This window comes from Pseudomonas sp. BN505, assembly GCF_029873175.1.
GTDB classification, from domain to species: domain Bacteria; phylum Pseudomonadota; class Gammaproteobacteria; order Pseudomonadales; family Pseudomonadaceae; genus Aquipseudomonas; species Aquipseudomonas putida.
Window position 1 is genome coordinate 323,102 of record NZ_SSOI01000067.1, and the last position, 14,213, is coordinate 337,314.

Annotated in this window: 11 protein-coding genes; 9 read left to right on the forward strand and 2 right to left on the reverse strand. The window is 65.0% G+C overall.

All coding sequences use genetic code 11. The features are described 5' to 3' along the window. Positions 1-20 precede the first annotated feature (20 nt). From pepP to gcvP, 9 genes are all read left to right on the forward strand, one after another. Positions 21-1,355, forward strand: coding sequence for a Xaa-Pro aminopeptidase (gene pepP, locus E8E78_RS23975; RefSeq protein ID WP_016502162.1), 1,335 nt, complete (start codon positions 21-23; stop codon positions 1,353-1,355). Further along, positions 1,352-2,551 (forward strand): 2-octaprenyl-6-methoxyphenyl hydroxylase, encoded by a 1,200-nt coding sequence (ubiH, locus tag E8E78_RS23980; protein WP_016502161.1) that lies wholly within the window; start codon positions 1,352-1,354, stop codon positions 2,549-2,551. The genes pepP and ubiH overlap by 4 nt, the downstream gene beginning before the upstream one ends. Next, on the forward strand, positions 2,548-3,030 hold the full coding sequence (locus tag E8E78_RS23985; protein WP_016502160.1) for a DUF4442 domain-containing protein: 483 nt from the start codon (positions 2,548-2,550) through the stop codon (positions 3,028-3,030). The genes ubiH and E8E78_RS23985 overlap by 4 nt, the downstream gene beginning before the upstream one ends. A gap of 9 nt (positions 3,031-3,039) precedes the next feature. After that, a complete protein-coding gene (locus E8E78_RS23990; RefSeq protein WP_162838454.1) occupies positions 3,040-4,257 on the forward strand; it encodes a 2-octaprenyl-3-methyl-6-methoxy-1,4-benzoquinol hydroxylase in 1,218 nt (405 codons plus the stop codon). Positions 4,258-4,377: 120 nt separating this feature from the next. Next, a complete protein-coding gene (locus tag E8E78_RS23995) occupies positions 4,378-5,379 on the forward strand; it encodes an extracellular solute-binding protein (protein ID WP_016489739.1) in 1,002 nt (333 codons plus the stop codon). A gap of 265 nt (positions 5,380-5,644) precedes the next feature. Further along, on the forward strand, positions 5,645-7,162 hold the full coding sequence (locus E8E78_RS24000; protein WP_240495555.1) for an iron ABC transporter permease: 1,518 nt from the start codon (positions 5,645-5,647) through the stop codon (positions 7,160-7,162). A 123-nt stretch (positions 7,163-7,285) separates the two neighbouring features. After that, the gene (gene gcvT / locus E8E78_RS24005; RefSeq protein WP_061204024.1) at positions 7,286-8,368 is read left to right on the forward strand and encodes a glycine cleavage system aminomethyltransferase GcvT; all 1,083 of its coding nucleotides are present in this window, start codon (positions 7,286-7,288) and stop codon (positions 8,366-8,368) included. 51 nt (positions 8,369-8,419) lie between these two features. Next, complete coding sequence (gene gcvH, locus E8E78_RS24010) at positions 8,420-8,803, forward strand: glycine cleavage system protein GcvH (protein ID WP_049278300.1); 384 nt, start codon at positions 8,420-8,422, stop codon at positions 8,801-8,803. A gap of 195 nt (positions 8,804-8,998) precedes the next feature. Continuing rightward, positions 8,999-11,872, forward strand: coding sequence for an aminomethyl-transferring glycine dehydrogenase (gcvP, locus tag E8E78_RS24015; protein WP_280312580.1), 2,874 nt, complete (start codon positions 8,999-9,001; stop codon positions 11,870-11,872). A gap of 110 nt (positions 11,873-11,982) precedes the next feature. Here gcvP and E8E78_RS24020 read toward each other — a convergent pair whose 3' ends face one another. Both E8E78_RS24020 and E8E78_RS24025 read right to left on the reverse strand, forming a co-directional pair. Beyond that, on the reverse strand, positions 11,983-12,297 hold the full coding sequence (locus E8E78_RS24020; protein WP_016502153.1) for a DUF2388 domain-containing protein: 315 nt from the start codon (positions 12,295-12,297) through the stop codon (positions 11,983-11,985). 88 nt (positions 12,298-12,385) lie between these two features. Beyond that, positions 12,386-14,059 carry a GspE/PulE family protein gene (locus tag E8E78_RS24025; protein WP_280312579.1) on the reverse strand — a complete coding sequence of 558 codons (1,674 nt, stop codon included), beginning with the start codon at positions 14,057-14,059 and terminating at the stop codon, positions 12,386-12,388. Positions 14,060-14,213: the final 154 nt, after the last annotated feature.

The following is a 14,213-nucleotide window of genomic DNA, read 5'->3' on the forward strand; positions in this document are numbered from 1 at the left end:
CAACCGGGGGTAGTCTGCCCATGAGCCACATTCCCAAGGGCGAGTATGCCCGTCGGCGCAAGGCGCTGATGGCGCAGATGGTCCCCAACAGCATCGCCATCCTGCCCGCCGCCGCTGTTGCCATCCGCAACCGCGACGTCGAGCACGTGTATCGACAGGACAGCGACTTCCAGTACCTCAGCGGCTTTCCGGAGCCTGAGGCGGTCATTGCGCTGATCCCGGGGCGTGAACATGGCGAGTACGTACTGTTTTGCCGTGAGCGCAACCCGGAGCGCGAACTGTGGGACGGGCTACGGGCCGGCCAGGAAGGCGCGGTGCGCGATTTCGGCGCCGACGATGCCTTCCCCATCACCGATATCGACGAGATCCTGCCGGGCCTGATCGAAGGCCGCGAGCGGGTGTACAGCGCCATGGGCAGCAACCCCGAGTTCGATCGGCGGCTGATGGACTGGATCAACGTGATCCGCTCCAAGGCCCGCCTGGGCGCGCAGCCGCCGAACGAGTTCGTTGCGCTGGATCATCTGCTGCACGACATGCGCCTGTATAAATCGGCAGCGGAAGTGAAGGTGATGCGTGCCGCCGCAGCCATCTCGGCGCGGGCACATGTGCGGGCCATGCAGGCCTGCCGGGCCGGGCTGCACGAATACAGCCTGGAAGCCGAACTGGACTACGAGTTCCGCAAGGGCGGCGCGAAGATGCCGGCCTACGGCTCGATTGTCGCGGCCGGGCGCAATGGCTGCATCCTGCACTATCAGCAGAATGACGCCCCGCTCAAGGATGGCGACCTGGTGCTGATCGACGCCGGTTGCGAAATCGACTGCTACGCCAGCGACATCACCCGCACCTTCCCGGTCAGCGGGCGCTTTTCCCCCGAGCAGAAGGCCATCTACGAGCTTGTGCTCAAGGCCCAGGCCGCGGCGTTTGCCGAAATCGCCCCAGGCAAGCACTGGAACCACGCCCACGAGGCGACCGTGAAGGTCATCACCGAAGGCCTCGTCGAGCTTGGCCTGCTTTCGGGCGAGGTGCAGGCGCTGATCGACAGCGAGGCCTATCGCGCCTTCTACATGCACCGTGCCGGGCATTGGCTGGGCATGGATGTGCACGACGTGGGCGAGTACAAGGTGGGCGGCGAGTGGCGGGTGCTGGAGCCCGGCATGGCGCTGACCGTCGAGCCGGGCATCTACATAGGCGCCGACAATCAGGCCGTGGCCAGGAAATGGCGCGGCATTGGCGTAAGGATCGAGGACGACGTGGTGGTGACCAGGCAAGGTTGTGAAATCCTGACTTCGGGCGTGCCGCGCACGGTTGCCGAGATCGAGGCGCTGATGCAGGCCGCCCGCAAGGACGCGGCATGAACCGCGTGAACCTGGCGATCATTGGCGGTGGCCTGGTGGGCGCAAGCCTGGCCTTGACCCTGCAGGCCGGGGCCAAGGCGCGCGGCTGGAAGATCTTGCTGATCGAGCCGTTCGCCCCCGGCGACAGCTTCCAGCCCAGCTACGATGCGCGCTCTTCGGCGTTGTCGTTCGGCACCCAGCAGATCTACCAGCAGCACGGCCTGTGGCAGGCTATCGGCCGCCGTGCCGAGCCGATTCGGCAAATTCACGTGTCCGACCGTGGCCGTTTCGGCGCCACCCGCCTGGATGCCCAGGAAGAGGGTGTGCCGGCGCTGGGCTACGTGGTGGAAAATGCCTGGCTTGGCCAGTGCCTGTGGCAAGGGCTGGACAGCGACGTGGTGAGCTGGCGCTGCCCGGCGGAAGTGACCTCGATGGAGGCGATCGAAGGGGGTTACCGCCTGGGGTTGAATGACGACACCCAGCTGGAATGCGACCTGGCGGTACTGGCCGACGGTGGCCGTTCCGGCCTGCGCGAGCAGTTGGGGATTCACGTGCGTCACACGCCCTACCAGCAGAGCGCGTTGATTGCCAACATCACCCCGGGTGAAGCCCACGGCGGCCAGGCGTTCGAGCGCTTCACCGAAGAAGGCCCCATGGCCCTGCTGCCGTTGCCGGAAAACCGCTGTGCGCTGGTGTGGACCCGCCAGGGCATGGATGCGCGGCGCCTTGCCGACATCGATGAGCGCAGCTTCCTGCGCGAACTGCAAGGCGTGTTTGGCTATCGCCTGGGCGCGTTGCGCCAGGTCGGGGCACGGCACCTTTACCCCTTGTCGCTGATCGAGGCCCAGGAGCAGGTGCGGCCGCACCTGGTGGTCCTGGGTAATGCCGCGCACAGCCTGCACCCTATTGCCGGCCAGGGCTTCAACCTGTCGCTGCGCGATGTGCAGTCGCTGGCCGATGCATTGCTGGCCGGCCCGCAGCAGCCTGGCGACCTGGCCACGCTGCAGGCTTACGCCAAGCGCCAGCGTCTGGACCAGGCCATGACCATCGGCTTTTCCGACCAGGTCACCCGGTTGTTCGGTAGCAACCAGCCCTTGCTGGCCGCCGGGCGTAACCTGGGGCTGCTCGGGCTCGACTTGCTGCCGCCGGCCAAAAGCTGGTTCGCCCGCCAGGCCATGGGCCTGGGCACCCGCCCCGATCCGCGGGGGCAGGCATGAGCAACTCGCGTAAACTGGCACGTCGTGCGCGTATGTTGCGCTGGATGCTGAACCTCTACCCGCCGTACCTGGGGGCGGGCATCCGCGTGCAATCCATCAGCCCCGACCTGCGCAGCGTCAAGGTGGCGATGAAGCTGACCCGCTGGAACCGCAACTATGTCGGTACCCAGTTTGGCGGCAGCCTGTATTCGATGGTCGACCCTTTCTACATGCTGCTGCTGATCGAGCAGTTGGGCCGCGACTACATCGTCTGGGACAAGGCCGCCAGCATCGACTTCATCTCGCCGGGCAAAGGCCCGGTGTATGCCGAGTTCCACGTCGATGACGCGCTGCTGGACGACATCCGCCAGCAGACCGCCACCGGCAAGAAGTGCCTGCCGCGATTGCAGGTCGATATCCGCGATGGCGCCGGCGAGCTGGTGGCGCGGGTCGATAAAACCCTATACGTGCGGCTCAAGCCGCAAGCGAGGCTGGCGTAAGGCATGGAAATGCGCGCAGATCTGTTGATTGTCGGTGCCGGTATGGTCGGCAGTGCACTGGCCCTGGCGTTGCGCCACAGTGGCTTGCAAATCCTCTTGCTCGATGGCGGCCCGCTGACGGTCAAGCCCTTCGATGCCCAGGCGCCCTTCGAACCGCGTGTCAGCGCGTTGTCGGCGGCCAGCCAGCGCATCCTCGAGCGCCTCGGCGCGTGGGACGGCATCGCCCAGCGGCGTGCTACGCCGTATTCCGACATGCATGTGTGGGATGGCAGCGGCACCGGGCAGATTCACTTCTCGGCCGCCAGCGTGCATGCCCAGGTGCTTGGCCATATCGTCGAGAACCGGGTGGTGCAGGATGGCCTGCTGGAGCGCCTGCACGACAGCGACATCGGCCTGCTGCCCAATGCGCGGCTGGAGCAGTTGCGTCGCTCGGGGGACGAGTGGTTGCTGACCCTCGCGGATGGCCGGCAACTGCGTGCTCCACTGGTGATCGCCGCCGACGGCGCCAACTCGGCGGTGCGGCGCCTGGCCGGTTGCGAAACCCGCGAATGGGATTACCTGCATCATGCCATCGTCACCAGCGTGCGCTGCAGTGCCGGGCACCAGGGCACGGCCTGGCAGCGCTTCACCGATGAGGGGCCGTTGGCGTTTCTGCCGTTGACCCGCGATGGCCAGCAAGATTGGTGCTCGATTGTGTGGTCGACCACCCCGGAGCATGCCGAGCAGTTGATGGCACTGGATGAAGCCGCCTTCCTGCAGGCCCTGGAGCGGGCCTTCGAGGGGCGCCTGGGTGACGTGCTGCAGGCCGACCCGCGGGTGTGCGTGCCGCTGCGCCAGCGCCACGCCAAACGCTATGTGGACGAGGGCCTGGCCTTGATCGGCGATGCTGCGCACACCATCCACCCGCTGGCGGGGCAGGGCGTCAACCTGGGCTTCCTGGATGCTGCGGTACTGGCCGAGGTGCTGGTCAATGCCTGCGAGCGTGGCGAGCGGCTGGCGGATGTGAAGGTGTTGAGCCGTTACGAGCGGCGGCGCATGCCGCACAACTTGGCGCTGATGGCGGCCATGGAGGGCTTTGAGCGGTTGTTCCAGGCCAACCCGCTGCCGTTGCGCTGGTTGCGTAATAGCGGGTTGAAACTGGTGGAGCAGATGCCGGAGGCCAAGGCGCTGTTTGTGCGCCAGGCGTTGGGTTTGAGTGGTGATCTGCCGGATCTGGCCAAAGCCTGAAGGCTGCTCCTGCAATGGGCGGTGCAAGCTCTGCAACATCCGGTAACTGCTAGGTAGATGAGCCAGAAAATGGGATTCACTACCATTCGCACCTCTCAAACGATCCGAGGAGTGCTTCCCATGTTGCCACGCAAGCCCCTACTGGCCGCCCTGGCCCTGACCCTGTTCGGCGGCACCGCCCAAGCGGCGGACGAAGTGGTGGTGTACTCCTCGCGCATCGACGAGCTGATCAAGCCGGTGTTCGATGCCTATACCGCCAAGACCGGGGTCAAGATCAAGTTCATCACCGACAAGGAAGCCCCGCTGATGCAACGCATCAAGGCCGAGGGCGACAACGGCGTGGCCGACCTGCTGTTGACCGTCGATGCCGGCAACCTGTGGCAAGCCGAGCAGATGGGCATCCTGCAGCCGATCAAGTCCGACATCATCGACCAGAACATTCCGCCGCAGTACCGCGCCTCGTCCCATGACTGGACCGGCCTGAGCCTGCGCGCCCGCACCATCATCTACTCCACAGAGCGGGTCAAACCCGAGGAGTTGAGCACCTACGAAGCCCTGGCCGACAAACAGTGGGAAGGCCGCCTGTGCCTGCGCACGGCGAAGAAGGTGTACAACCAGTCGCTCACCGCCACCCTGATCGAGACCCATGGCGAGGCGAAGACCGAGCAGATCGTCAAAGGCTGGGTCAACAACCTGTCCACCGATGTGTTCTCCGACGATAACGCGGTGATCCAGGCCATCGAGGCCGGCCAGTGTGACGTGGGCGTGGTCAACACCTACTACTACGGCCGCCTGCACAAGCAGAACCCGAACCTGCCGGTGAAGATCTTCTGGCCTAACCAGGGTGACCGTGGTGTGCACGTCAACCTGTCGGGTATTGGCCTGACCAAGCACGCGCCACACCCGGAAGCGGCGAAAAAACTGGTGGAATGGATGACGGGCGAAGACGCGCAAAAGCTGTTCGCCGACATCAACCAGGAGTTCCCGGCCAACCCGAAGGTGAAGCCTTCCGAGGAAGTGGCAGCATGGGGCAGCTTCAAGGCTGACAGCATTCCGGTTGAAATTGCCGGCAAGCGACAGGCCGAAGCCATTCGCTTGATGGATCGGGCTGGCTACAACTAAGCGCCAGGCCTTATCCTTCCGGGGCCTTTCAGGGCCTCTTCGCGGGTGAACCCGCTCCCACAGGGATCGCACAATACTTGTATCTTGTGCAGTCCCTGTGGGAGCGGGTTCACCCGCGAACGACCGCGCAGCGGTCGCCATCGCACTCGAGATTTCAGCCTTGCCCCACACCCCCCAACGCCGCTGGTACCTCCCGGTCTCCCTGATCGCCGCCCTGGTGCTGCTGCCCCTGAGCGTTCTGCTGCTGTCGTGGCAGTCGATCGATATGCAGATCTGGTCGCACCTGCTCGACACCCAGATGAGCCGCCTGTTGGGCAATACCCTGACGCTTGTGGTGGGCGTAGGTATCGGCGTCACCGTGCTAGGCGTGAGCCTCGCCTGGCTCACCAGCCTCTGCGAGTTCCCAGGCCGGCGCTGGCTGGACTGGGCGCTGATGCTGCCGTTCGCCATCCCTGCCTATGTGCTGGCGTTTGTCTTCGTCGGCCTGCTGGACTTCGCCGGCCCGGTGCAAAGCGCCCTGCGTGAGGTGTTCGGGCCGATGCGCCTGCCGCGGGTGCGCTCCACCGGCGGGGTGATCATCGTGCTGGTGCTGGTGTTCTACCCCTACGTCTACCTGCTGGCGCGCACGGCCTTCCTGGCCCAGGGCAAAGGCCTGATGGAAGCGGCGCGCGTCCTCGGGCTATCGCCCCTGCAAGCGTTCTGGCGCGTGGCCCTGCCCATGGCGCGGCCAGCGATCGGTGCCGGCATCGCCCTGGCCTTGATGGAAACCCTGGCCGACTTCGGCGCGGTGGCCGTGTTCAATTTCGACACTTTCACCACCGCCATCTACAAGACCTGGTACGGCTTCTTCAGCCTGTCCAGCGCCGCCCAGCTGGCCAGCCTGTTGCTGCTTGCAGTGATGCTGGTGCTGTATGGCGAGCGCCGTGCCCGGGGCGCCAGCCGCAGCGGCAACGAGCGGCCGCGGGCGCAGGCGTTGTACCACCTGCGTGGGATGAAGGCGTTGCTGGCCAGTGGCTGGTGCCTGCTGGTGTTTGCTTGCGCCTTCGTCATCCCGCTGCTGCAGCTGCTGGCGTGGTTCTGGCAACGCGGCCGGCATGACCTGGACGAGCGCTATGTCGGTCTGGTGTTGCACACCTTGTACCTGGGCAGCATGGCGGCACTGGTCACGGTGAGCGTGGCGCTGTTGCTGGCCTTTGCCCGGCGGCAGGCGCCGACTGGGGGTATCCGCGCCGGGGTTGGCCTGGCCAATCTGGGCTATGCCTTGCCCGGCTCGGTGCTGGCAGTGTCGATCATGCTGGCCTTCAGTTACCTCGATAACCACTTGGTCATCCCGCTGTCCAGCTGGTTGGGCGGGGCAGGCAAGCCGCTGCTGCTGGGCAGCCTTGCGGCATTGCTGTTGGCCTATCTGGTGCGTTTCATCGCCGTGGCCTACGGGCCGCTGGAAAGCAGCCTGGAGCGTATCCGCCCGTCACTGCCCGAGGCCTCCCGTAGCCTCGGCGTGAGTGGGCCCAGATTGTTTTTCAAGGTGTATCTGCCGCTTCTGGTGCCCGGTGCCCTCAGCGCCGCCCTGCTGGTGTTCGTCGATGTGCTCAAGGAGATGCCGGCCACCTTGCTGATGCGACCGTTCGGCTGGGACACATTGGCGGTACGGGTGTTCGAGATGACCAGCGAGGGCGAATGGGCACGTGCCTCGCTGCCAGCATTGACGCTGGTACTGGTGGGCCTGCTGCCGGTCATCGGCCTGATCCGCCGTTCGGCACATCGACCAGGTCACAATCACTGAGGGTGCCAGCCTGCGTCCTTGCGGCTACAATGCGCGGCATTCGCGCGGTGGGTCCTACAAGAAGAGCTGACGATCAAACGTCATCGACCGCCGCCGCTTCGCCACGCCCGGAAGGAGAAACCCATGGGACAGCGCACGCTTTTGTATGACCTGCACCTGGCGCTTGGCGCCAAAACGGTCGATTTCGGTGGCTGGGACATGCCCCTGCACTATGGCTCGCAGGTTGAGGAGCACCACCAGGTGCGCAGCGATTGCGGGGTTTTCGATGTGTCCCACATGACCGTGGTCGATGTCGATGGCAGCGACGCAACTGCCTGGCTGCAGCGTTTGCTGGCCAACGACGTGGCCCGCCTCGAAGAAACCGGCAAGGCGCTATACAGCCCGCTGCTCCATGAGGAGGGCGGGGTGATCGACGACTTGATCGTCTATCGCACGGAAAACGGCTACCGCCTGGTCACCAACGCCGCCACCCGGGCCAGAGTGCTGGACTGGTTGCAACAGCAGCAGGCCGGTTTTGCAGTGGATTTCCAGGTCCGCCCCGATCTTGCCATTCTCGCCATCCAGGGCCCGCGTGCCCGCGAAAAGGTGGCAGCCCTGCTCAGCCCCACGCGCGCAGCACTGATTCGCGAACTGCGCCCGTTCGAAGGCGTTGCCGAGGGCGACTGGTTTATTGCCCGCACCGGGTATACCGGTGAGGACGGCCTGGAGATCATCTTCCCGGGCGATCAGGCGGTGGCATTCTTCAACGACCTGGTCGGCGCCGGCATCGCCCCAAGTGGCCTCGGCGCCCGCGACACCCTGCGCCTGGAAGCCGGCATGAACCTGTACGGCCAGGATATCGACGAAGCCCACACCCCGCTGACCTCCAACCTAGGCTGGAGCATCGCCTGGGAGCCGGCCGAGCGGGACTTCATCGGCCGCGCCGGCCTGCTGGCAGAAATCGAACAGGGTGTGCAGGAAAAACTGGTCGGCCTGGTGCTGGAAGAGCGCGGCGTGCTGCGTGCCCACCAGGTGGTGCGTGTGGCCGGGATTGGCGAAGGGGAGATCACCAGTGGTAGTTTCTCACCTACGCTGAGCAAGTCCATTGCCCTTGCGCGCGTACCCATGGCTACCGGTGACCGGGCCGAGGTGGAAATCCGCGGCAAATGGTACCCGGTGCGGGTGGTCAAACCGACATTCGTGCGCCACGGCAAGATCCTGATCTGAACATTTTTTAACCGGCGGGCGTACCGCTGAGCCAATCGAGGAATTCAAGACATGAGCAATATCCCCGCCGACCTGCGTTTTGCCGAAAGCCACGAGTGGGCTCGCCTGGAAGCCGACGGTAGTGTGACCGTGGGTATCAGCGACCACGCCCAGCAAGCCCTGGGTGACGTGGTGTTCGTCGAGCTGGCTGAAGTCGGCAAGGTATTCGCCGCTGGCGATGCGGCCGGTGTGGTCGAGTCGGTCAAGGCCGCTTCGGACATCTACGCCCCGATCGGTGGCGAAGTGATCGCAGTCAACGAAGAGCTGGCCGACAGCCCGGAGCAGCTCAACGAAGAACCTTACGGCGCGTGGATCTTCAAACTGAAGCCAAGCAACCCGGCCGAGCTGGACAAGCTGCTGGATGCTGCTGGCTACCAGGCCGCTATCGGCGAGTAAGACCGCGTCGCCTGCTTCGCGGGCGCGCCCGCTCCCACAGGGATAGCGCCCGCCGCTGGCCTTTGATCAACCTGTGGGAGCGGGCATGCCCGCGAAGAGGCCGGTACTGACCAAGCAAGTTTCCCCGCACAATCGGCAATCCCTTCCTAGACTTGTAAGTCTCCATGAGACCTGGTCTAGGAAGAGAGCGTCGTCATGTCCCAGTCGCCATCCCTGCATCAACTGCAAGAGCTCAACCCTTTCCTGCGTCGCCACCTGGGCCCCGATGCCGCAGAGCAGCAGGCCATGCTCAACGTGTTGGGTGTTGCCAGCCGCAACGAGCTAATCGAGCAGACCGTACCGCCAGACATCCGCCTCAATCGCCCCCTCGACCTGCCAGCGGCGCTGGACGAACAGGCCGCCCTGGCCAAGCTCGCCGGGTACGCCGAGCAGAACCAGGTCTGGACCAGCCTCATCGGCATGGGCTACCACGGCACCATCACCCCCACGGTCATCCTGCGTAACGTGCTGGAAAACCCCGGCTGGTACACCGCCTATACGCCGTATCAACCCGAAATCGCCCAAGGCCGGCTGGAGGCGTTGCTGAACTTCCAGCAAATGGTCATCGACCTCACCGGGCTGGCGCTGGCCAATGCCTCGCTGCTCGATGAAGCCACCGCCGCCGCCGAGGCCATGGCCTTGGCCAAGCGGATGGCGCGCAACAAGAGCAACGCCTTCTTTGCCGACCAGCATTGCCACCCGCAGACACTGTCGGTGCTGAAGACCCGCGCCGAGGGCTTTGGCTTCGAACTGATCGTCGACGCTGTGGATAACCTTGGCAAACACGCGGTGTTCGGCGCGTTGCTGCAGTACCCCGATACCCACGGCGAGGTGCGCGACCTGCGCCCGCAGATCGACCATCTGCACAGCCAGCAGGCGCTGGCCTGCGTGGCTGCCGACCTGCTCAGCCTGGTGGTGCTGGCGCCCCCCGGCGAGCTGGGCGCCGATGTGGTGCTGGGCTCGACCCAGCGCTTCGGCGTGCCGATGGGCTACGGTGGCCCCCACGCGGCCTACTTCGCCTGCCGCGACGACTACAAGCGTGCCATGCCGGGACGCATCATTGGCGTGTCTCGCGATGCCCGTGGCAACACGGCGCTGCGCATGGCCCTGCAAACCCGCGAGCAGCATATCCGCCGCGAGAAGGCCAACTCCAACATCTGCACGGCCCAGGTGTTGTTGGCCAACATTGCCGGCTTCTACGCGGTGTATCACGGCCCTGAAGGCCTGCAGCGCATCGCCCAGCGTGTGCACCGGCTGACCTTCATCCTGGCGGCTGGCCTGGAAGCCAAAGGCATCCAGCGGCTCAACCAGCATTTCTTCGACACCCTCACCCTGGATGTAGGCGGTGCCCAGGCGGCCATTATCGAAAGCGCTGAAGCCGCGCACATCAACTTGCGCATTCTTGGCCGGGGGCACCTGGGCGTGAGCCTGGACGAAACCTGTAACGAGCACACGGTGTTGCGCCTGCTCGACATCTTTCTCGGTGTGGACCACGGCCTGGAGATCGCTGCCCTCGATCAGTTGGCCCTGCCCGAAGGCATTCCTGCCGGCCTGGTGCGGCGCACGCCGTTTCTCGCTCACCCGGTGTTCAACCTGCACCACAGCGAAACCGAGATGCTGCGCTACCTCAAGCAGTTGGAGAACAAGGACCTGGCCCTGAACCAGTCGATGATCCCGCTGGGTTCGTGCACCATGAAGCTCAACGCCACCAGTGAGATGATCCCCATCACCTGGCCCGGCTTTGCCCAGATGCACCCCTTTGCCCCGGCGGCCCAGGCCACGGGTTACAAGGCGATGATCGATGAACTCGAGCGCTGGCTGTGCGCGATTACCGGCTTCGACGCCATCTGCATGCAGCCCAACTCCGGTGCCCAGGGCGAGTACGCAGGCCTGATGGCCATTACTCGCTACCATCGCAGCCGCCACCAGCCACAGCGCACGCTGTGCCTGATCCCGTCGTCGGCCCACGGCACCAACCCGGCGTCGGCGCAAATGGCGGGCATGGAGGTGGTGATCGTGGATTGCGACGCGCACGGCAACGTCGACCTGGCCGACCTCAAGGCCAAGGCCCACGCGGCCGGGGAGCGCCTGTCATGCCTGATGGTCACGTATCCGTCCACCCACGGGGTGTACGAAGAGGGTATTCGCGAAATTTGCGAAGTGGTCCATCAGCACGGCGGCCAGGTGTACATGGATGGCGCCAACCTCAATGCCCAGGTGGGCCTGACGCGTCCGGCCGACATTGGTGCTGATGTCTCGCACATGAACCTGCACAAGACTTTCTGCATTCCCCACGGCGGGGGTGGCCCAGGCATGGGTCCGATCGGTATCCGCGCGCACCTGACGCCGTTTGTAGCCAGCCACCCCGTGGTACCGGTGCCCGGCCTGGACCCGAACAACAGCGCGGTCAGCGCTGCGCCCTGGGGTAGCGCAAGCATTTTGCCGATCAGCTGGATGTACATTGCCATGATGGGGCCGCAGTTGGCCGATGCCAGCGAGGTGGCGATCCTTTCGGCCAACTACCTGGCCAGCCAGCTGGGCGGCGCCTTCCCGGTGCTCTACCGCGGGCGCAGCCAGCGGGTGGCGCATGAATGCATCCTGGACCTGCGGCCGTTGAAGGCACTGACTGGCATCAGCGAGGAGGACGTAGCCAAGCGCCTGATGGACTATGGCTTCCACGCCCCGACCATGTCGTTCCCGGTGCCGGGTACGCTGATGGTAGAGCCAACCGAAAGTGAGTCGAAAGCCGAGCTGGACCGGTTCGTCGAGGCGATGCTGGCGATTCGTGCAGAGATTGGCGAGGTGCAGGAAGGCAACTGGCCAGCGGAGAACAACCCGCTCAAGCACGCGCCGCATACCTTGGCCGATGTGCTGGGGGTGTGGGACCGACCCTACAGCCTGGAGCAGGCGGTGGCGCCCAGTGCTCACGTGCGCCAGCACAAGTACTGGCCGGCGGTGAACCGGGTGGACAACGTGTATGGGGACAGGAACCTGTTCTGCGCGTGTGTGCCGGTGGAGGCTTACCGCTGAGATTGGTGCTGGGTTTTTCGCGGGCCTGCCCGCTCCCACAGGAATTGCACAAGATTCAGCCTTGTGCAGTCCCTGTGGGAGCGGGCAGGCCCGCGAAGCAGGCGACGCGGTTACTCGGCTACCGCATTCTTGGCCAGGATGGCATTGGCCAGCTCCATGTCGGAAGCCTGCATCCCTGGGTGCTCTGCCCGCGCCTGGCGCATGGCCGCTTCCAGGAACGGCCCGCGGATCGCGCCTTCGCTGGCGACGAAGCTGCTAGCGTCATCCTGTGCGGCCACAACCAGTTTGTGATCTCGCGAGGTCAGGTAGCTCGATGCCGTGGTTGCACCGGAAGTCATCACGTTACGCCAGAAGGTATCGGCCATGGCCGAGCCAATGGGCAGCGAAAGCAAGGCAGCGGCAGCGATGGCGGTTTTGAGACGCATGTTGAAACACCTCGAAGGGTGAGGGTTGAAGATGCGCGGTTGGATCTTTCCGGGCAAGGCAAGTTCCTTGAATACAAAGGACTTTTCGTCAGCTGCAGACGCGCAGCACTTCCTTGGCACGGGTCTGCCCGCAAGCCACTTTGGCCTCGCCGCAACGGCGCAGGTCAACCAGGCCATCGTCCAGTGCCTGTTGCCGCAAACGGGTAAGGTCGGCGTTCGGGCCAATCAATGCACGCAGGCTTTCGCTGGGCTGCAGCAGCTCGAACAGGCCCGTACGCCCATGAAAACCGGTGCCACGGCAGGTCAGGCAACTGGCTGATGGATTCGCCACACAGTCTGGGCACACAGTACGCACCAGTCGCTGGGCCATGACCCCGACCAGCGTGGCCTTGATCAGGTAGTCGGCCACACCCAGCTCTTGCAGGCGGGTGATTGCAGCGCAGGCGTCGTTGGTATGCAGGGTCGACAGTACCAGGTGCCCGGTCAGGGCCGCCTGCACCGCCACCAGCGCCGTTTCGCGGTCGCGGATCTCGCCGATCATGATGATGTCAGGGTCCTGGCGCAGCATGGCCCGCACGGCGCTGGCAAAACCCAGGTCTAGCGCGGGATGTACCTGCAGCTGGTTGAAGGCCGGTTCCAGGCGCTCGATAGGGTCTTCGATGGTGCACAGGTTGACCTGCGGTGTGGCCAGCAGCTTGAGGCTGGCGTACAGCGTGCTGGTCTTGCCGGAACCGGTGGGGCCAGTGACCAGGATGATGCCCTGGCGCTGGCGCAGCAGGCCTTGCCACTGGGCCAGTTGTGGCCCCTCCAGACCGAGGCGCTCGAAGCCCTCGTGCAGTTGGTGCGGGTCGAACAGGCGCAGTACCAGCTTTTCGCCGAACGGGGTCGGCAGGGTCGACAGCCTTAGCTCCACTTCGCCGCCACCTGGTAGCCGGCTTTGCAGGCGGCCGTCCTGCGGGCGGCGCTTTTCTGCAACGTCCAGGCGGCCCAGGTGTTTCAGGCGGCTGACCAGCGCCAGGGTGACCCCGGCGGGGAAGGCATAGACGGTGTGCAGCAGGCCATCGATGCGGTAGCGCAACTGGCCCTGTGCGCGTCGGGGTTCCAGGTGGATATCGCTGGCGCGCTGATCAATGGCGTACTGCAGCAGCCAGTCGACGATATGCACGATGTGCGCGTCGTCGGCGCTGGCCTCGGCCTGGCGCTTGCCTAGCTCCAGCCACTGTTCGAGTTCGCCCAGGCTGGTCGATTGCTGGTGCTGCGCGCCCTTTACCGACTGGGCCAGGCGGTGAAACGACTGCCCTGACTGGCGAATCTGCAACGGGTTGGCCAGCACGCGGCGGATCGGCCGACCCAGGCTGCGGGCCAGGTCAGCCTGCCAGTCGTTCTGGTAAGGCTGGGCGCTGGCCACGGTGATGCCGGAAGGGTCGTCGGCGACGATCAGGATACCGTGGCGCTGGGCGAAAGCGGGGGATACCAGGCCGGCGACCTGGGGCAGGTCGAGTTGCATGGGGTCGATACGCAGGTAGGGCTGGCCGACCCTGTTGGCCAGCCATTGGCAGAGGCTGTCCAAGTCCAGCAGTTGGCCGGGATGGCGGCGGTCTTTCAGGCAGCAGGCGGCGACTTGTTCCAAGGGGTGGGCGGTGGGGTGTGCGGCGGCGTGTTCGAGCACTTGCAGGGTGTCGGTGGCGTGCAGGTACTGGTCGGCGAGCAGGGCCTGTAGCACGTGCTTCAGGTCGAGTTCCAGATTGTCGGGGGTGTGCATGGTGGCGTCCGTGCCTGATGGGGAGTGCTGATCAGGCTAGTCGGATGGGTGAGATCTACCGAAACTGAAGGGTTTCGGAATTTTGCTATGCCTGTGCTGGCCTCTTCGCGGGCTCGCCCGCTCCCACAGGATGTCCACCGACCTCAAATACTGT